The following is an 18,181-nucleotide window of genomic DNA, read 5'->3' as shown; positions in this document are numbered from 1 at the left end:
CAGCCGCAGAGCGACCTCGACGGTGACAACGGGGGAGCCGATCCGGCACGCGTACGAGAAGCCGCAGAGGAATTGCTGGTGCGAAAGCTGCGCTCTCGGTCGCTCTCGATCTCCGAGGCACGGATGGTTCTCAAAGGCCATGAACAAGACGGAACCCGTCTCGATTCCGGCGCTGTAGATGACATCCTCGACGATTTCTGTCGAAGAGGGTATCTCGATGATGCTCTGCTCGCCGGTCAGCTCGTCACGTCGGGCGTCGAGCGAAAGGGGCAGGGCCGTGTCGCTCTGTCCAGGGCGCTCGCGCAGCGGGGAATCCCCCGAGACGTGGTCGAGGCAGCGCTCGACGAGCTGCCGGACGACGACGCCGAGCGCGCGCTCGAGTACGCGCGCACCAAGGCGCGGGGGCTGTCACGTCTCGACGGTGACACAGCGCTGCGGCGCCTCGTCGGTCAGCTCTCCCGCCGAGGTTACAACGGCTCGGTCGCGATGACCGCGGCGAAGTCCGCTCTCGCGGAGGCGTCGTTCGGGAGGCCGACGTCCGGTGTGCGTTTCGTGGACTCCGACTGAGGCCGATCGCCTGATCATCGATCTCTGCGACACATCGATCCGCCGCTGACGGTGCCCGAATGCGCTCGTAGAATGGTGGAACCATGACTATCCCGCGCAGTGAGCCGACGATCATCAGTTCGTCGTCGGCAGCAATCGACGCCGACGGACGCAGCCGCTCCTACGAGGTGCGCACCTTCGGATGCCAGATGAACGTCCACGATTCCGAGCGGCTGTCTGGGTCACTCGAGAGCGCAGGGTACGTCCGCGCCGCCGCGGGTGACGAGGCCGATGTCGTCATCATCAACACGTGCGCGGTGCGTGACAACGCCTCCGGAAAGCTCTACGGCACCCTCGGTCAGCTCGCAGGGGTCAAGCGACGCAAGGACGGCATGCAGATCGCCGTCGGCGGATGCCTCGCCCAGATGGACAAGCAGGCCGTGCTCGACAAGGCCCCTTGGGTCGATGTCGTGTTCGGCACCCACAACATGGGCTCCCTTCCGGGACTCCTCGAGCGTGCGCGTCATAACGGCGATGCCGAGCTCGAGATCCTGGAATCGCTCGAGGTGTTCCCGTCGACTCTCCCGACGAAGCGGGATTCCGCGCACAGCGGCTGGGTCTCCATCTCGGTCGGGTGCAACAACACGTGCACCTTCTGCATCGTCCCCAGCCTCCGAGGCAAAGAGAAGGATCGCCGCCCCGGTGACATCCTGAACGAGATCCGCCTGCTCGTCGAAGACGGCGCCATCGAGGTCACGCTGCTCGGACAGAACGTCAACTCCTACGGAGTCGAGTTCGGCGACCGACAGGCATTCGGAAAGCTGCTCCGCGCCGCGGGGGAGATCGACGGACTCGAGCGCATCCGTTTCACGAGCCCGCACCCCGCGGCCTTCACCGACGATGTGATCGACGCGATGGCGGAGACCTCCAACGTCATGCCTCAGCTGCACATGCCTCTGCAGTCGGGCAGTGACAGGATCCTCAAGGCTATGCGCCGCTCGTACAGGAGCGAGAAGTTCCTCGGGATTCTCGACAGGGTGCGCGACCGCATCCCGAACGCCGCGATCACCACGGACATCATCGTCGGGTTCCCCGGCGAGACCGACGAGGACTTCGAGGACACCATGCGCGTCGTCGAGAAGGCTCGCTTCTCGAGTGCGTTCACCTTCCAGTACTCGATCCGCGAGGGCACGCCGGCGGCGACGATGGCGGACCAGGTTCCCAAGGCCGTCGTACAGGAGCGTTACAACCGCCTCATCGAGCTCCAGGAGCGGATCTCCCTCGAGGAGAACCAGAAGCAGGTGGGCCGTGAGGTCGAGGTGCTGGTCTCGACAGGTGAGGGCAAGAAGGATGCCGAGACTCACCGCCTGACCGGTCGTGGCGAGGACAACCGACTCGTCCACTTCGAGGTCACTGCAGGCTCGGCGGTGCCGCGCCCTGGCGACGTGGTCTCGGTGACGATCACCCACGCCGCACCATTCCACCTTCTCGCGGACGATCCGACCGGAGCGCCCCTACGGATCCGCCGTACGCGTGGCGGAGACGCCTGGGATCGAGCTCAGGCGGACTCGTGCGCTGTTCCTGCCCCGAGCACCGGGGACGGCCTCCGCGCTGTCTCCCTCGGCCTGCCGACGCTTCGCGTCGGCGTGTGACCACAGCTCGCGCATGAGCGATCCGGAGTCGCATGGAGTTCCACGACCGCCACGACTGTGGGCGATCGTCGGCGCGACCGGCACGGGAAAGAGCGACCTCGCTCTCGACCTGGCCGAGACGCTGCGCGAGAGAGGCAACCCCGCGGAGATCGTGAACGCGGACGCCATGCAGCTCTACCGCGGCATGGACATCGGCACGGCGAAGCTCGCGCCCAGCGACCGAAGAGGGATCCCGCATCACCTCTTCGACGTTCGCGAGGTCGACGAGGACGCCGCTGTGGCCTGGTACCAGCCCCTCGCCCGCGCCGCCGTCACGGGCATCCAGGAGCGCGGTGGGGATGCGATCCTCGTCGGCGGATCGGGTCTCTACGTCTCCAGCATCGTCTTCGACTTCGCGTTCCCCCCGCGCGATCCGGTGATCCGAGAGCGTCTCGAGCGAGAGCTCGAGACCGACGGCATCGATTCTCTGCTCGAGCGGCTCAGAACCCTCGACCCCGCAGCAGCTTCGAAGGTGGATCCTCGGAACGGCCGGCGGGTCATCCGCGCGCTCGAAGTCCTCGAGCAGGGGAGTGCGACACACGGTGCTGCGCTGCCCGAGCAGCCTTCTCTCTGGCAGGCCGACACACGACTGATCGGTCTGCACGTGGACCGCGGCACCCTGGTCGACCGACTCGACGCTCGAGTGGACAGGATGTGGGAGGCCGGGCTCGTCGACGAGGTGAGGGCGCTGCGTGAGCAGGGGCTCGAACGTGGTGCGACGGCTCCGCGGGCGATCGGATATGCCCAGGCTCTCGGGCAGCTCGACGGACGACTGACCCGGGCCGAGGCGATAGAGGAGACGCGGGCACTCACGCGCCGGTACGCCCGCCGCCAGGTGTCGTGGTTCAAGCGCTACCCCGGACTGACCTGGCACGAACCGCCTGTCGCCGCTGCCGCGCTCCTCGCGCCGTGATGTGCGTGCGCCGCCACGTCCGCAACCAGTGCCCGATGTCGGTGGTCCATGCGAAGGTGAGCGCATGGCGACCCACTTCTACACGGCGAGCAGCCTCGACGGCTTCATCGCGACCGACCAGCATTCTCTCGATTGGCTCCTGAAGCAGGACATCGACCACGACGGCCCGATGGCCTACGCCGCCTTCGAGAAGACGGTCGGCGCTCTCGCGATGGGTGCGTCGACCTACGAGTGGGTCATGCGACACGAAGGTGGGCGCTGGGGGTATGCGCAGCCCACCTGGGTGTTCACTCACCGAGCCCTCGAAGTGCCCGAGGGGGCCGCGATCCGCATCGCACAGGGCGACGTCGCCGAGGTCCACGGCGAGATGGTCGACGCGGCGGACGGCAAGGACCTCTGGGTCGTCGGCGGGGGAGACCTGGCGGGGCAGTTCGCGGATGCGGGTCTGCTCGACGAGGTGTGGGTGCAGTATGCACCTGTCACGCTCGGATCCGGGGCGCCGCTCCTCCCGAGGAGCCTGGATCTCGAGCTCGTCGAGGTCGCGCGCAACCGCAATTTCATGTGCGGGCGGTACCGCGTGGTGCGTGGCTGATGTGGCATCGATCCTAGAATTGCAGGCATGAACTGGGTGGTACGGGCGTTCGATCGCAGCGACACGGAATCGGTGGTCGCACTGTGGGATGAGGCGGGTCTGACCCGCCCGTGGAACGACCCGCGACTCGACATCGAGCGCAAGCTCACGGTGCAGCCCGAGCTCTTCCTCGTGGTCGAAGATTCCGCGGCAGGGAAGGACGAGCCGGCGATCGTCGGGTCCGTCATGGCCGGATACGACGGCCATCGCGGGTGGCTGTACTACCTGGCGACCGCCACATCGCACCGGCACCGGGGGATCGCCCGCGCGCTCGTCTGCGAGGCCGAGCGACTTCTTCTCGCGCTGGGGTGCCCGAAGGTGCAACTCATGGTCCGCGAGGGAAACGACACAGTGCTGGGTCTCCACGACGCTCTCGGGTACGAGCGGTTCTCGGTATCGAACACGGGAAAGCGTCTGATCGTCGACGCATAGCCGGGATCCCTAGACTGGTCGAATGGTCGCATTCACCAAAGGACACGGCACGGGCAACGATTTCGTCATCGTCGCCGACCCCGACGGCGCTCTCGATCTGAGCGCTGAGCAGGTCGCTGTACTGTGCGACCGACACTTCGGCATCGGGGCAGACGGCGTCCTCCGCGTCGTCCGCTCCGCCGCGATCGCCGACGGTCGGGCGGCGCTCGCTGAGGAACCGGACGCCGAGTGGTTCATGGACTACCGGAACGCCGACGGCTCGATCGCCGAGATGTGCGGCAACGGGATCCGTGTGTTCGCGCACTACCTCGTGCGGTCCGGCCTCGCCACCATCGAACCCGGATCGACGCTTCCGATCGGCACTCGCGCGGGAGTGCGTGATGTGACGCGCAGTGAGACGGGCTACCAGGTCGATCTCGGGCTGTGGAAGCTCTCCGGCGACGACCCGCTGGTCACGGCCGATGGCCTTCCGGTCACACGCCCCGGGTTGGGCATCGACGTCGGCAACCCGCACGTCGTGGTCGCTCTCGCATCCGACGCCGAACTGGCTTCGCTGGAGCTGCACCGCGCCCCGGTGCTCGAGCCGGTGCTCCCTGCGGGGGCCAATGTCGAGTTCGTCGTCCCTGGCGAGCCGCTCGTGCGCGATGGGATAGGTCACGTCAGCATGCGCGTGTCCGAACGCGGTGTCGGAGAGACGCTCAGCTGCGGCACGGGTGTCGCGGCCACGGCTCTCGCCGTCCGCCACTGGGCGGGCGAGAAGGCCCCTCACAACTGGCGCGTCGAGGTGCCGGGAGGCACGCTCGGGGTACGTATGTTCCCGGCGGAGGACGGCGAGCACGTCGCGCTGTCAGGGCCTGCCCAGCTGGTGTTCAGCGGCGAGGTCGACTTGATCTGATGCAGCCGATCGAACCGATCGACCTGGTCATCTTCGACTGTGACGGAGTCCTCGTCGACAGCGAGAGGCTCTCGATCGAGGTCGACCGTCGGGTCCTCGCCGATCTCGGCTGGCCGCTGTCGCGCGAGCAGATCCTGCACCGCTTCGTGGGACGCTCTTCCGCGCATTTCCGCGCCGAGGTCGAGGCATACCTCGGCCGACCGCTTCCGGACGATTGGGAGTCGCCCTATCAGCCCTGGTATATCGACGCGTTCGAGCGCGATCTGACGGCGGTGCCGGGAGTCGAGGCCGCGCTCGATGAGATCCGGGTCGCGACGTGCGTCGCATCGAGCGGGACGCATGCGAAGATCCGACGGACGCTGGGATTGACCGGACTCCTCCCGCGCTTCGAGGGGCGGATCTTCAGCGCAGACGACGTCCAGAACGGCAAACCTGATCCGGACCTCTTCCTGCACGCGGCCGAGCAGCTCGGTGTCGTGCCGGAACGCTGCGCGGTGGTCGAAGACAGCCGTTTCGGAGTCCAGGCCGCGCGCGCTGCGGGGATGCGGGTCTTCGGGTATGCCGGCGGACTCACTCCGGCCGACTGGTTGGAGCGAGAAGGAGCGACCGTGTTCACGGACATGCTCCAGCTGCCAGGGCTGATGCTCCGGTGAGCAGCACGCCGCGGTCGGTCAGACGAGCGTGATGGGCTCGGTCGGAGGGGTGCCGTGCTTTCGGACCTTCAGCACCCGGTACCCCTTGGCCGTCGTCGTCCGGTGGACGCTGAAGCCGGGGTGGAACGTCGCGCCGATCCACCGCTGCAGCGAATCCGCGCCGAGATTGCGCTGCACGACGAGCCAGGCGTCGCTGCGCTCATCGAGTCGGGGGATCCACTTCTCGAGCAATCCGTGCAGCTCGTTCTTGCCCACGCGGATCGGCGGGTTCGAGCGGATCGACCGGAACGACACGTCGGCGGGAACATCCTGAGGCAGAGATGCGTTGACATTCTTGAGACCGAGAGCCGAGGCATTGCGGCGAACCAGGTCGAGCGCTCTTTCGTTCACGTCCACGGCCCACACCGTCGCATGGGGTGCAGCGAGTGCCATCGACAGCGTGATCGGCCCCCACCCGCTTCCGAGGTCGAGAAGATGACCTCCTGGCGGGACGGGAGGCATGTTTGCGAGAAGGACGGCAGTACCGGCATCCAGCCGATCCGGGCTGAAGACGCCACCAGCGGTGGTGACATCCAGCTCACGGCCTGCGAGCGTCACACGGATCGATCGCAGGTTCTCGGGGCTTGCCGGGGCCGCGGTGAAGTAATGGTCGGACCCCATACCGTGAGCGTAGCGGACAGCGCGGGCTAAGGTTAAGGCTCGCAACAAAACCCAGAGATAAGGGACGGATGACGGAGACCACCACACACTCCACCGGTGACGAAGCAGTCGATCGCGTGCTCGCGAATGCGGAGAAGCGCACCGAAGCGCGTGTCTTCGGTGACGCGCAGGCGCTGCAGGATCGATCCACGGCGTCTCACGCCTCGTCGGACGGCGACCAGTGGGACCTCGAGGACCGGCACGCGCTGAGGCGCGTGGGCGGTCTCTCGACCGAGCTCGAAGACGTCACGGAGGTCGAGTACCGCCAGCTGCGGCTCGAGAACGTGGTGCTCGTCGGCGTGTACCCGCAGGGCGCTCAGGAAGATGCCGAGAACTCACTCCGGGAGCTCGCCGCTCTGGCCGAGACCGCGGGAGCGGTCGTGCTCGACGGCGTGTTGCAGCGCCGCCCGCACCCGGATGCCGCGACCTACATCGGACGCGGCAAAGCTCAGGAGCTCAAGGACATCGTCGCCGCCACGGGCGCCGACACGGTGATCGCCGACACCGAACTCGCGCCCAGCCAGAGGCGCGCTCTCGAAGACGTCGTCAAGGTCAAGGTCATCGACCGGACCACGGTGATCCTCGACATCTTCAGCCAGCACGCGAAGAGTCGTGAGGGCAAGGCGCAGGTCGAGCTCGCGCAGCTCGAGTACCTGCTCCCGCGCCTGCGCGGCTGGGGAGACTCGATGAGCCGGCAGGCCGGTGGCCAGGTCGGTGCCGGCGGAGCCGGTATGGGCTCACGTGGTCCCGGTGAGACGAAGATCGAGCTCGACCGTCGCCGCATCCGCACCAAGATGGCGCTGCTGCGCCGCCAGATCCGCGACTTCGGTCCCGCGCGCGAGGCGAAGCGCGCCGAACGCAAGCGCAACACGATTCCGTCCGTCGCGATCGCCGGTTACACGAACGCGGGCAAATCGAGTCTGCTCAACGCGCTCACGAGCGCGGGGGTGCTTGTCGAGAATGCTCTGTTCGCGACGCTCGACGCGACCGTGCGTCGCTCCGAGACCTCGGACGGCCGCGTCTATACCCTCACGGACACGGTCGGGTTCGTGCGCAACCTCCCGCATCAGCTCGTCGAGGCCTTCAGATCGACGCTCGAAGAGGTCGGTGACGCCGATGTCGTGCTGCACGTGGTCGACGGCGCGCACCCGGATCCCGCCGGTCAGTTGCAGACCGTCCGCGATGTGATGGGTGACGTGGGTGTGCGGGACATGCCTGAACTGGTCGTGTTCAACAAGGCCGATCTCATCGACGACAGCGAACGACTCGTGCTGCGCGGACTCGAGCCGAAGGCGCACTTCGTCTCGTCGCGATCAGGTGAGGGCGTCGAGGAGCTCCGAGCGGCCATCGAGGAGGCTCTTCCGAAGCCTGCGGTCGAGGTGCATGCGGTCGTCCCTTACGATCGCGGCGATCTCGTCGCCGCTATCCACGAGACCGGGATGCTGCTGTCGGTGGAGCACCAGGAGAACGGCACCGCTGTGCATGCTCGGGTGTCCGAGCGTCTGGCGGCTGACCTCGCTCCGTTCGCAGCGGACGCCTGAGTCGGCTCAGCGCGCGAGGAAGCGCGCCTCGACGGTGGCGGAGATGACGATCTCGTCAGGCTCGTACTCCATGGATGCGCTGCCGGCATCGGCGGAGGCGAGCGCGGATCCTCGCGCCTTCGCCATGCCTGCGAACGGCGGTGCGGGCGAAGGGGCGATCAGTCCGACATCCGCGATCTCGATCGGCACGACGTCACCGAGCCCGAGGGCAGTCGCGTACGTCTGAGCTCGCACGACGGCCACCCCGACCGCCTCGGCGGCGACCTCGCGCTCGATCCGGGAGTTCGTCGCAGCGGTGAGGTGCCAGTTCACCCAGCCGACTTCGACACCGTCCCAGGGGGACACGTCCGACACCCAGATGGAGAGCTCGGATGCCTCGGCGAACGTCGCGGTCAGGTCGATGCTCGCGTAGTACACCGGGGCGAGCCTCTTGCCCTCGTTGTTCCATGGCCGCTCGGCGCGAACAGAGAGCCGCTTGCTCGTCCACTCGACGACGGTCCCGGCGTCTTCACGCGTGGTGATGCTGTCGCGGACGGGCTCGGCCAGTCTCATCACCCGGTCGACCACAGAGGCACGTTCCGGCCCCTCGGCGCGGACGCTCACACGGATGGTGGCGCGCTCCGGCGCGACCCGCGCCTCGTGCTCGCCGCGGACGGTGACGGTGACTTCGCTCATGGGGCGACTCTACGCCAGCGCCCGGCGCACGAGCGGAATGGCGAAGCCGCGACGAACGTTGTAGTCTGTGATGCTCGGGTACTCCGGTTCCCGGGTTGGAAATTCCACAGAGTGACAGCGGCTCCTTCGAGAGAAGGACCACGGGGCTGATCGGTTTCGACAGCGCCTGTGAATCCACGAGAAGCGGGCCGAGGATGCAGAGTTATCTCGTAAACGCTCTCTGCAAAACAATAGTTGCCGAAACCAAGCGCAACGACTTCGCCCTCGCTGCATAAGCGAGCCCGATAGTCCGTCAGGCCGTATGTGATTCCGATACGGATCCTGGCGTCATCTAGGAATCTTGCTGCGTGATGGCGTCTGGACGTCACGTGGGACTCTTCCCAGGCTGGGCTTGTCGACTTAGGTGTCTGTGACAAAGGTCGGAGCCGAGTAGAACGTCTGCACAGACTGCGCCCGGAGAAGGCGTGGAGACTCAGCGTTGGACGGGGGTTCGATTCCCCCCAGCTCCACCACGGTCGCTGTCACGAGAGAGAACCCCGAGGCCGGTACGCAGGTGCCGACCTCGGGGTTCTTCTGTGTCCGGACGCGGCTCGGTTCAGGAGCGGCCGAGGTCCCCCAGAGCCGCCTGCGCGGCCCGCAGGGCAGCCTCGGTGTCACCGATGCGCTGAGCGAGTTCCTGCTGCTCCTCGCCGGCGTGCTGGACCTCGGCGCGAGCGCGCTTCGCGTCGTTCCGGACCGTCGTCAACTCGGCCTCCAAGTCGCGCTCGCGCCGGTCCAGCTCTTCGACCCGTAGTGAGGCGACGCGCAGAGCGCGGTCCGCCGCAGCGGCGTCGCGCACAGCGCGCTCATGCGCCCTGTCCGCATCGCGCACGGCTCGTTCCGCATCTCGACGATCACGGCGCGCCTTGACCTCGTCGACAGGTCTGGCAGTGGTCTCGGGCAGGACGGGCGCACCTCCGCCGACGAGGCTGTCCGCGATCTCGGCGAAGGCGGTCGAGGGTTCCAGCTCGCGGATGAGTCGCCCGGAGGTGACGGCAGCCGCGGCCGTCGGGTCGAAGAACGCAGCGGTGATCGTCTGCTGGACTGCTTCCCGCGTGGAAGCCGTGATCCGCTCGCCGCGTGCTTCGGCGAGCTCGGCGGCAGCAGTCGCGAGCCTGTTCGTCAGGGCACGACGGTCACGGCCGAGCTGGGAAAGCGCCCGAGCATCCAGATCCTCCTGCGCCTCTTGCAGCTCCTGTGCGAGGTGCAGTGCCTCGGCCAGCTGGGCGGCTCGCTCGTGCGCGAACACATTGACCACCCATGCGGCCACCGACGGCTTCTTCAGGGCGCGGATCCGGGCTGCCAGGGCGGGGTCTGCGGTCTCGGCGGCGCGGGCGTTGCGTGCGGCCACGAAGTCCGCCGGAGGTCCGACGTAGAGCTCGACGGCGATGTCGGCGAGGGAGGGCTCCATGCGAGAGACGATACACCGCGGGAATCCGGGTCTCGGGCGTGCGATGTCTGCTCGGTATGACGGACGGCAACCAGTATTCTGGGCGGATGGCCACGCTGTTCTACGGAGCATCCGATGTTCCGATCCATATAGAGGACCGCGCGCTCGCGCACCTGAAGATCGTCATCGCGACGAAGCTCCGCAGGCAGGAGAGCTTCACCCTGTCGTGGCGTCATCCCGAGGGCGAGCCCGGCGGGCGATCCACGATCTGGATCCATCCGTCCATCCCGCTCCGCTTCACGTTCGACGAGCCGGAGCAGCCTCAGTTGAACGCGAGGTGGATCGAAGACCTGATGCAGTCCGTGAATTCGACGGGTGGCATCCTTCTGGTCGACGAGGTCATCGACGCGCCGACGCAGTGATCGCGCAGGTGGGTCGCGCGTCCCACGGGAGGGTGAGCGCGGTCAGCCCGCCCACTCGATGAGGATGAGCCCCTGACGGGTGTCGGCGAACTTCACCCAGCCGTCTCCGAAGAGGTAGGTCATGCCGTAGCCGTCTTCGTCGGTGCCCATCGAGAACTGCGGGTTCTCGGTGATGTAGATGCCGTCGGAGCCGTCCTCGCGCGTCCACCCCTGCGACAGGAGTGAGGACTGCGCCTGCGTCGCGTCGTCGGCGGAGATCTCCGACCACCCGTAGAGCTGACCGTGGTCCGAGGCGACCGTGTAGTCCGCCCAGAAGCAGAGCAGTCCGTCGGAGAGCGTGACGTCACCGATCACGAACTCCTTCTCCTCGAACGTCCACCCGGCATCCGTGAGTGCCTGCACGGTGCCGGCGGACACGATCGTGTCGCATGTCGGCTCCGTCGCGGTCTCCGGAGGCTGCGTCGCGACCGGCTCAGCGGTCGCGGTGGGGGAGGGCTTCGGAGCTTTCGGAGTCGGGGTCGCCTCGGCGTCAGGTGTGCCGGCGCAGGAGGTGAGCGCCACTGCGAGCAGCAGTGCGCCGAATGCGGCGGAGGTCGTGCGTGTGATCATCGCGGTGCCTTCGTCAGTCGTGGAGGAGCTCGAGGAAAGCGTCGTGGAGGACGCCGTTGCTGGCGAGTGTCGACAGGTCCGAGATCGTCTCGGTGCCGTCGAAGCCGGTCATGCGGCCTCCGGCCTCCCGCACGATCGGCACGGCCGCTGCGACGTCGTACTCCTTGACGCCGAACTCGGCGACCATGTCGATGCGTCCCTCTGCGAGCAGCATGTACGCGTAGATGTCTCCGTATGCGCGGTCCCGCCAGACCCGGTCGGCGAGCTTCAGCAGTTGATCGAGGTGGCCGGACTCCGCCCACTGCGCGATGCTCTGGAAGCTCACGCTCGCGTCATCGAGAGACGACACCGAGGATGCGCGGATGCGGCGGGGCTCGGCATCCGTCGCCGTCCACGCGCCGGATCCTGCGGCTGCCCACCAGCGCCGGCCGAGCGCGGGCATGCTGACAACTCCTACCTGCGGGACGCCGTCGACCGCGAGCGCGATCATGGTGCCCCAGAGGGGAACGCCGCGGAGGAAGTTCGCCGTGCCGTCGATCGGATCGATGATCCACTGACGATGCGTGCTGCCCTGTGCGCCGAACTCCTCGCCGAAGATCCCGTCTTCCGGGCGCTCGGACGCAAGGACCTCGCGGATCGCTCGTTCCGTCGCGAGGTCGGCGTCGGTCACGTGAGAGTGGTCGGCCTTGGTCGATACCTCGAGATCGGGGCTGTCGAATCGCGGCAACGACTGCGCGTCGGCGGCGTCGGCCAGCCGGAGGGCGAGCTCGAGGTCGCGAGAGAGGTCGTCGGCGCTGGGGGAGGCGGTCACTCTCTTAGGATAACGGGCCCGATGGCGGGCCCAGAGAGGGGCGGACTCGGGGCGACACGCGCGGCGGACGCGATGTACCCGCCTCGATTTCGCACGGCGGCCATCGGCTGGTAATGTAATTCCTCGGCCGGGGTTTCACCGGGCCACGCACCTCTAGCTCAATCGGCAGAGCAACTGACTCTTAATCAGTGGGTTCTCGGTTCAAGTCCGAGGGGGTGCACGGATCAGCCTCGATGACTCTCGCCAGTCATCGGGGCTTTTTCGCGTCCGCGGTGCTACTGCCCTGATCGCGTCCTGTGCGCTAGTTTGATGCAAACGCTAAGGGGATGGCGATGCGGATACTGGTGGCGAGGTGCGCCGTCGTGGCTGTCACGGCGGTCGTCGGGCTGGGGCTCAGCAGCTGTTCCACGGTGATGGAGAAGACCGTCGACCACACGACGTCCTCCGTGACGCTGGCTCCGGGTGAGGCGCTCGTCGTCGATTTCGGCGAGGTGAATCACACCGTCGGCGACGAATGGATCATCACCCAGGAGCCCGACCCGGAGGTGCTCGGGCCCGGAGACGAACGCTCCCGTTACCTCGGTGAAGACGGCGAGGCGGGCGCTCCGAGCGAGCTGTCGTATCGCTTCGCGCCGGTCGGCGACGGCACGACGGTGATTCAGTTCGAGTACCAGTTCCGTGGCTCGGTTCCCGAGGATGTGAGCGATCAGGAGACCGCGGAGATCACCGTCACCGTCAAGTGACGCGCTCAGGCGACGGCGATGACCTCGCCGTCGGTGAGCGCCCTCAGGCTCTCGAAGGTGAGCGGCATGACCGTATGCGGGTGGCCAGCGGCAGCCCAGATCTCCGGGTGGTCACCGAGCGCGTCATCGATGTAGGTGCGCAGCCGCGCCGGGTGCCCGACCGGTGCGACGCCGCCGATCGCCTGCCCGGTCGCTTCGCGGACGACGGATGCCGGTGCCATCCCGATGGCGTCTGCGCCGATGCTCCGGGCGAGGACCTCGAGGTCCACCCGGTGGCCGCCGCTCGTCATGACGAGCACGGGGGTTCCATCCGCGACGAACACGAGGCTGTTCGCGATCGCTGCGACGTCGCATCCGATGGCGGCTGCGGCTTCGGCGGCGGTGCGGGCGGAGTCCGGGAGGACGCGGATCTCTGACTCGACGCCCGCCTCTCGAAGGTGCTGCTGGACGAGTCTGCTGCGTTCGGGGAGGGCGCTCATGGGCCCACGGTACCGAACGCAGCAGACTCGCGGATCAGGCGGCGTCGCCGATCAGGATCGCCTCGGCGTCCTCGGTCGTGGCGTCCTCAGGCTCGTCGTCGATGTGCGAGAGGATCCTGCGGCCGAGGAAGACGGTGAGGGCGGCGATGAGGACGGCGACCGCGGCGACGACGTAGGGGATCGTGGCGTTGAACGCGTGCCAGAGGGCTGCGGCGAGCGGCGGGGCGATCGCGCCGCCGAGGAACCTCACCGAGGAGTATGCGGAGGATGCGACCGAACGCGGCAGGTCGGTCGCCTCCATCACCGCTTCGGTGAGCACGGTGTTCATGACGCCGAGGAGCAGTCCGCCGATGACGATGCACACGACGAGTGCGGTAGCGGATTCGACCAGGAACCCCGCGACGACCAGATCGATCGCGAGGAGGGGCAGGACAGTGAGGATGACGCTGGTACGCGACATCCGGCGCATCAGCAGGGGAGCCACCCAGACGCTGGTGATCGCAAGCGCGAGGCCCCAGCCGAAGAAGGTGAAGCCGATGCCCATCGCGCCGAAGCCGAGCGGGAACGGCGAGAAGGCGAGCAGGATGAAGAACCCGATGTTGTAGAAGAACGCGGCCACGGCGAGGATCGCCAGCGCGGGGCGGCCGAGAGCCTTGAAGGGCGCCGAGAAGGGGACGGGGGTGCGCTTCTCCCCGGGGCCGCGGAGGAGGACGAGAACGGCCAGGAAGGCGATCGCCATCAGCACCACGACTCCGAAGAACGGCGCGCGCCAGCTCTGCTCGCCCAGCAGTCCGCCGAGGAGCGGTCCGATCGCGATGCCGAGGCCGAGGGCGGCTTCGTAGAGGATGATCGCCGCAGAGCTGCCGCCCGAGGCGGCGCCCACGATTGTCGCGAGCGCCGTGGAGATGAACAGCGCGTTGCCGAGCCCCCAGCCGGCGCGGAAGCCGATGACCGCATCGACGCTGCCGCTGAGCGCGCAGAACAGGGCGAACACCACGATGAGCGCGAGGCCGATCAGGAGCGTCTTCTTCGCCCCGATACGGGACGAGATCCAGCTGGTCACGAGCATCGCGAGTCCTGTCACCGCGAGGTAGCTCGTGAACAGCAGCTCCGTCTCGAACGGGCTCGCCTGGAGCGACTCGGCGATGGCGGGCAGGATCGGATCCACCAGGCCGATGCCCATGAAGGCGACGACGCACGCGAAGGCGACCGCCCATACCTGCGCTGGCTGCTTCCACACTGAGGTGGTGGTGGTGCTCACTCTGATGCTCCTGTCGAGTTGGTTTCGGTGTGCGCTGCGAGGATCTCCGCGGCGCGGGTGAGGATGCTCCACTCGTCGTCGTCGAGGCCGGCGAAGCGGGGGGTCAGGATGTCGCGGAACTCCGCACGCCAGGCCTTCAGTGCATCCGAGCCCCTCGACGTGATCGCCACGGCGATCGCCCGGGAGTCCTCGGCGACGGGAGAACGGAGCACGAGGCCCTCGCGCTCCAGGGTGCCGATCAGCCGCGTCATTCCCGGTTGGGTCGTCCGCGCCGCGGCAGCGAGCTCGCCCACGCGTCTCGGGCCGGACTGCTCGAGCAGGTTCAGCACCCGCCACTGAGCAGCTGGGGCGTCGTTTCCGGCATCCTTGGCGGCTATTCGGCCCAGGGCGTACCCGGAGAGCACGAGTGAAGGGATGACATCCTGACGTTGCATACCAACGAGTATATACCCGATGGTATGTATACGGGTTGCGGGGTCAACGCCGTGAGCCTGCGATCCGCGCGGAGAGCTGGTGCGCGTGAGCGAGGAGGGTACGCCCCAGATCCGTGATCCGATCGGGGCCGAACCGGAAGCCGACGCCCGTCAGGCTCAGGGCCCATTCGGGTCGACCCGACCGGTCGAACACCGCGGCGCCGAGGCCCCAACTGCCCTCGACGATGAGCCCGGGGTTCACGGCGTACCCGCGTTCCTTCGTCTCGGCGATCCTCGTGCGAAGCGGGCGTTCTCGGTGCGGACGTCCCCAGGCGGTCTCGAGGTCGGGATGTCTCTCCAGATACGCGTCCACATCGTGGTCAGGAAGGAAGGAGAGGATGGCGAGCCCCGCGCTGGCGACGCCGAGGGGGAAGCGCACGCCCTCACTCAGAACGAAGGAGCGGATCGGAAAGGACCCTTCCTCGCGCAGCAGGCAGACGGTCTCGTCCGCGCGCCGCACCGAGAGGAAGGCGCTCTCCTCCGTCTTGACCGCGAGTGAGCGCACGATGTCGCGCGCCAGTGCCGTCACGTCATAGCGCGCTGCGGCGACGGAGCCCATCAGGAACAGCTCGGGCCCTGGCATCCACCTCGTGCTCTCGGCGTCGCGGTCGACGAGCCCCTCGGCTCGCAGCGCCGACAGGATTCGATGGGCCGTCGATCGCGACAGATCCGCAGAGCGGGCGAGATCCTGCAGCGACGCGCCGTCGGGGCCGCCCGCGGTGACCAGTCTCAGGAGCGAGGCGGCCCGTGCGATGGCCTGGGCGCCGGGGACACTGCGCGAAACGGATTCCATAATGTGGACGCTACGTCGTGAAGCGTCCACATCGCAAGAGTCGCCTTCCGGTGAGGGCGCCCGCGGGCGGATGCTGGACTCAGGCACGTCTTCGAAGGAGCACGCGTGATCGACAAGCAGTGGGCATCGGCCTCAGAGGCCGTCGCGGACATCGAGGACGGTTCCTCGCTCGCGGTGGGCGGATTCGGGCTCTCCGGCAATCCGATCGCCCTGATCGAGGCCCTTCTCGCGCAGGGAACCCGCGACCTCAGCATCGTGAGCAACAACTGCGGTGTCGACGACTGGGGGCTGGGGGTCCTGCTGGCCGCTCAGCGCATCCGCAAGATGACGTCGTCCTACGTCGGTGAGAACAAGGAGTTCGAACGCCAGTTCCTGTCGGGTGAGCTCGAGCTCGAGTTGACGCCCCAGGGAACGCTCGCCGAGAAGCTCCGCGCGGGCGGATCAGGGATCGCCGCGTTCTACACGCAGACCGGAGTGGGGACCCAGGTCGCCGAGGGCGGGCTGCCCCGACGCTACAACCCGGATGGCGCGGTGGCAGTGGCATCCCCTCCCAAAGACGTGCGCAGCTTCGAGGTCGCGGGAGAGTCGCGTGAATACGTGCTCGAAGAGGCGATCAGCACCGACTTCGCCCTCGTGCACGCCCTCGTCGGCGACAGGCACGGCAACCTGATCTTCAACAAGGCCGCGCGCAACTTCAACCCGCTCGCCGCGATGGCCGGGCGGATCTGCATCGCTCAGGTCGAGCAGCTGGTCGAACCCGGCGAGCTCGATCCCGATCGCGTCCACCTGCCCGGCGTCTTCGTGCATCGGGTCGTCGAGGTCGGCGGCGACATCGAGAAGCGCATCGAACGGCGCACGGTCGCCGCGGAAGGAGCCTGACATGGCGCTCACGCGTGACGAGATGGCCGCCCGTGCAGCGGCCGAACTGCAGGACGGCTCGTACGTCAACCTCGGCATCGGTCTGCCGACGCTCGTGCCGAATCACGTGCCGCAGGGGGTGACCGTGGTGCTGCAGTCGGAGAACGGGATACTGGGCGTCGGTCCGTACCCGCAGGAGGACTCGGTGGACCCCGACCTCATCAACGCGGGCAAGGAGACGGTGACGGTCCTTCCCGGCGCGGCGTTCTTCGACTCGGCGCTGAGCTTCGGGATGATCCGCGGCGGCAAGATCGACGCCGCGATCCTCGGAGCGATGCAGGTGTCGGCCACGGGTGACCTCGCGAACTGGATGATCCCTGGAAAGATGGTGAAGGGCCCGGGCGGAGCGATGGATCTCGTGCACGGCGCCGCCCGCGTGATCGTGCTCATGGAGCACGTCGCCAAGGACGGCTCGGCGAAGATCGTCCGGGACTGCTCGCTGCCGCTCACCGGGCGGGGAGTCGTGGACCGGATCATCACCGACATCGCGGTGATCGACGTCACACAGGAAGGGCTCGTGCTCGTCGAGCTGGCGCCGGGAGTCACCGTGGAGCAGGTCGTCGCTGCGACCGAACCGCCGCTCCTCATCGCTGACGCGCTGCACCGGGCATGAACGGCAGCACGTATGAACGACAGGACAGAGGGACAGAGATGACCGCACACGATCACACCGACCGCGAGGATGTCGTCATCGTCGCGGCAGCCCGCACTCCGCAGGGGCGGCTGAAGGGTCAGCTGGCGAGCTTCACCGCGCCGCAGCTCGGAGCGTTCGCGATCCGCGGCGCCCTCGAGCAGGCTTCCGTCGATCCGGCAGATGTCGACGCCGTGATCGTCGGTCAGGTGCTCGCTGCGGGCGCAGGACAGAACGCCGCGCGTCAGGCGGCGATCGGTGCGGGTATCGGCTGGGACGTGCCAGCGCACTCGGTGAACAAGGTCTGCCTCTCCGGGCTCACCGCGATCATCGATGCGGCCCGGATGATCCGCACGGGCGACGCGGAGGTCGTCGTCGCGGCGGGTATGGAATCCATGACCCGCGCTCCTCATCTGCTGATGGGCTCTCGTGACGGCTGGACGTACGGCAGCGTCGAGGTGCTCGACCACATGGCCTACGACGGTCTCACCGATGCGTACGACCGCGAGAGCATGGGGGCCTCCACCGAGCGACACAACTCCCGCTACGAGCTGACGCGCGAGGCGCAGGATGCGGTCGCCGCGCTGTCTCATCAGCGAGCGGCCGCGGCGCAGAAGGCCGGGGTGTTCGACGACGAGATCGTCGCTGTCTCGGTGCCCCAGCGCCGGGGCGAGGACCTCCGGGTGTCGGCAGACGAGGGCATCCGTCCCGACACGACCGTCGAATCGCTGGGCGGCCTGCGGGCGGCGTTCGCCGAGGGAGGCTCGATCACCGCCGGCAACTCGTCGCAGATCTCCGACGGTGCATCAGCGGTCGTCGTCACCACCCGTGCGCTGGCGGAGTCCAAGGGCTGGCCGGTGCTCGTGACCGTCGGTGCGAGCGGGCAGACCGCGGGCCCGGACAACTCGTTGCAGGCGCAGCCGGCGCGAGCCATCG

General features: G+C 67.7%; 22 protein-coding genes, 1 tRNA gene and 1 other RNA gene. 15 read left to right on the top strand and 9 right to left on the bottom strand.

Going from position 1 to position 18,181, the window contains the following annotated elements; translation table 11 throughout:
* Positions 1–78: 78 nt before the first annotated feature.
* From ASF80_RS03735 to ASF80_RS03705, 7 genes are all read left to right on the top strand, one after another.
* Complete coding sequence (locus ASF80_RS03735) at positions 79–567, top strand: regulatory protein RecX (RefSeq protein WP_235559871.1); 489 nt, start codon at positions 79–81, stop codon at positions 565–567.
* An 83-nt stretch (positions 568–650) separates the two neighbouring features.
* Positions 651–2,198 carry a tRNA (N6-isopentenyl adenosine(37)-C2)-methylthiotransferase MiaB gene (gene miaB, locus ASF80_RS03730; RefSeq protein ID WP_056308095.1) on the top strand — a complete coding sequence of 516 codons (1,548 nt, stop codon included), beginning with the start codon at positions 651–653 and terminating at the stop codon, positions 2,196–2,198.
* A gap of 13 nt (positions 2,199–2,211) precedes the next feature.
* Positions 2,212–3,150 (top strand): tRNA (adenosine(37)-N6)-dimethylallyltransferase MiaA, encoded by a 939-nt coding sequence (gene miaA, locus ASF80_RS03725; protein ID WP_056308093.1) that lies wholly within the window; start codon positions 2,212–2,214, stop codon positions 3,148–3,150.
* 64 nt (positions 3,151–3,214) lie between these two features.
* Complete coding sequence (locus ASF80_RS03720) at positions 3,215–3,742, top strand: dihydrofolate reductase family protein (protein ID WP_056308091.1); 528 nt, start codon at positions 3,215–3,217, stop codon at positions 3,740–3,742.
* 27 nt (positions 3,743–3,769) lie between these two features.
* Positions 3,770–4,213 carry a GNAT family acetyltransferase gene (locus ASF80_RS03715; RefSeq protein WP_056308089.1) on the top strand — a complete coding sequence of 148 codons (444 nt, stop codon included), beginning with the start codon at positions 3,770–3,772 and terminating at the stop codon, positions 4,211–4,213.
* 22 nt (positions 4,214–4,235) lie between these two features.
* Positions 4,236–5,108, top strand: coding sequence for a diaminopimelate epimerase (gene dapF, locus ASF80_RS03710; RefSeq protein WP_056308087.1), 873 nt, complete (start codon positions 4,236–4,238; stop codon positions 5,106–5,108).
* Positions 5,108–5,761 (top strand): HAD family hydrolase, encoded by a 654-nt coding sequence (locus ASF80_RS03705; RefSeq protein ID WP_056308085.1) that lies wholly within the window; start codon positions 5,108–5,110, stop codon positions 5,759–5,761. The genes dapF and ASF80_RS03705 overlap by 1 nt, the downstream gene beginning before the upstream one ends.
* A gap of 18 nt (positions 5,762–5,779) precedes the next feature.
* Here the strand turns inward: ASF80_RS03705 and ASF80_RS03700 are convergent, their stop codons facing one another.
* Entirely contained in the window at positions 5,780–6,421 is a 642-nt protein-coding gene (locus tag ASF80_RS03700) for a class I SAM-dependent methyltransferase (protein WP_056308083.1), read from the bottom strand.
* A gap of 68 nt (positions 6,422–6,489) precedes the next feature.
* On the opposite strand from ASF80_RS03700, the gene hflX reads away from it, so the two are divergent.
* A complete protein-coding gene (gene hflX, locus ASF80_RS03695; RefSeq protein ID WP_056308082.1) occupies positions 6,490–8,001 on the top strand; it encodes a GTPase HflX in 1,512 nt (503 codons plus the stop codon).
* Between the two features lie 6 nt (positions 8,002–8,007).
* Here hflX and ASF80_RS03690 read toward each other — a convergent pair whose 3' ends face one another.
* On the bottom strand, positions 8,008–8,676 hold the full coding sequence (locus tag ASF80_RS03690) for an SIMPL domain-containing protein (protein WP_056308080.1): 669 nt from the start codon (positions 8,674–8,676) through the stop codon (positions 8,008–8,010).
* A gap of 142 nt (positions 8,677–8,818) precedes the next feature.
* Between ASF80_RS03690 and ssrA the strand changes: the two genes are divergently transcribed.
* Positions 8,819–9,188: a transfer-messenger RNA gene (ssrA, locus tag ASF80_RS18670) on the top strand.
* 83 nt (positions 9,189–9,271) lie between these two features.
* On the opposite strand, the gene ASF80_RS03685 is transcribed toward ssrA, so the two are convergent.
* Positions 9,272–10,126, bottom strand: a complete 855-nt coding sequence (locus ASF80_RS03685; RefSeq protein ID WP_056308078.1) for a hypothetical protein — start codon at positions 10,124–10,126, stop codon at positions 9,272–9,274.
* Positions 10,127–10,212: 86 nt separating this feature from the next.
* Between ASF80_RS03685 and ASF80_RS03680 the strand changes: the two genes are divergently transcribed.
* Complete coding sequence (locus tag ASF80_RS03680) at positions 10,213–10,527, top strand: hypothetical protein (protein ID WP_056308076.1); 315 nt, start codon at positions 10,213–10,215, stop codon at positions 10,525–10,527.
* A 42-nt stretch (positions 10,528–10,569) separates the two neighbouring features.
* Here ASF80_RS03680 and ASF80_RS03675 read toward each other — a convergent pair whose 3' ends face one another.
* Positions 10,570–11,136 carry a hypothetical protein gene (locus tag ASF80_RS03675; protein ID WP_056308074.1) on the bottom strand — a complete coding sequence of 189 codons (567 nt, stop codon included), beginning with the start codon at positions 11,134–11,136 and terminating at the stop codon, positions 10,570–10,572.
* Between the two features lie 13 nt (positions 11,137–11,149).
* Complete coding sequence (gene hisN, locus ASF80_RS03670) at positions 11,150–11,947, bottom strand: histidinol-phosphatase (RefSeq protein WP_056308072.1); 798 nt, start codon at positions 11,945–11,947, stop codon at positions 11,150–11,152.
* A 147-nt stretch (positions 11,948–12,094) separates the two neighbouring features.
* On the opposite strand from hisN, the gene ASF80_RS03665 reads away from it, so the two are divergent.
* Positions 12,095–12,167: transfer RNA gene (locus tag ASF80_RS03665), tRNA-Lys, on the top strand.
* A gap of 142 nt (positions 12,168–12,309) precedes the next feature.
* The gene (locus ASF80_RS03660; protein WP_157520969.1) at positions 12,310–12,690 is read left to right on the top strand and encodes a hypothetical protein; all 381 of its coding nucleotides are present in this window, start codon (positions 12,310–12,312) and stop codon (positions 12,688–12,690) included.
* 5 nt (positions 12,691–12,695) lie between these two features.
* Here ASF80_RS03660 and ASF80_RS03655 read toward each other — a convergent pair whose 3' ends face one another.
* The 4 genes from ASF80_RS03655 to ASF80_RS03640 are packed head-to-tail and all read right to left on the bottom strand — an operon-like array spanning position 12,696 to position 15,696.
* A complete protein-coding gene (locus ASF80_RS03655; protein WP_056308067.1) occupies positions 12,696–13,169 on the bottom strand; it encodes a YbaK/EbsC family protein in 474 nt (157 codons plus the stop codon).
* 34 nt (positions 13,170–13,203) lie between these two features.
* On the bottom strand, positions 13,204–14,436 hold the full coding sequence (locus ASF80_RS03650; protein WP_414845673.1) for an MFS transporter: 1,233 nt from the start codon (positions 14,434–14,436) through the stop codon (positions 13,204–13,206).
* On the bottom strand, positions 14,427–14,864 hold the full coding sequence (locus ASF80_RS03645; protein ID WP_082488174.1) for a MarR family winged helix-turn-helix transcriptional regulator: 438 nt from the start codon (positions 14,862–14,864) through the stop codon (positions 14,427–14,429). The genes ASF80_RS03650 and ASF80_RS03645 overlap by 10 nt, the downstream gene beginning before the upstream one ends.
* A 43-nt stretch (positions 14,865–14,907) precedes the next feature.
* Positions 14,908–15,696, bottom strand: a complete 789-nt coding sequence (locus ASF80_RS03640) for an IclR family transcriptional regulator (protein WP_056308062.1) — start codon at positions 15,694–15,696, stop codon at positions 14,908–14,910.
* 105 nt (positions 15,697–15,801) lie between these two features.
* Here ASF80_RS03640 and ASF80_RS03635 point away from each other — a divergent pair, with 105 nt between their 5' ends.
* The 3 genes from ASF80_RS03635 to ASF80_RS03625 all read left to right on the top strand — a co-directional run.
* Entirely contained in the window at positions 15,802–16,575 is a 774-nt protein-coding gene (locus ASF80_RS03635) for a CoA transferase subunit A (protein ID WP_056308060.1), read from the top strand.
* A 1-nt stretch (position 16,576) separates the two neighbouring features.
* Complete coding sequence (locus ASF80_RS03630; protein ID WP_200934739.1) at positions 16,577–17,227, top strand: CoA transferase subunit B; 651 nt, start codon at positions 16,577–16,579, stop codon at positions 17,225–17,227.
* A 38-nt stretch (positions 17,228–17,265) separates the two neighbouring features.
* On the top strand, positions 17,266–18,181 hold a 916-nt coding region (locus ASF80_RS03625), incomplete at its 3' end, for an acetyl-CoA C-acyltransferase (RefSeq protein WP_414845660.1).

It is taken from the genome of Microbacterium sp. Leaf159, assembly GCF_001423615.1.
In the GTDB taxonomy this organism is placed as follows: Bacteria; Actinomycetota; Actinomycetes; order Actinomycetales; family Microbacteriaceae; genus Microbacterium.
This window is presented reverse-complemented; position numbering and strand designations above follow the sequence as displayed.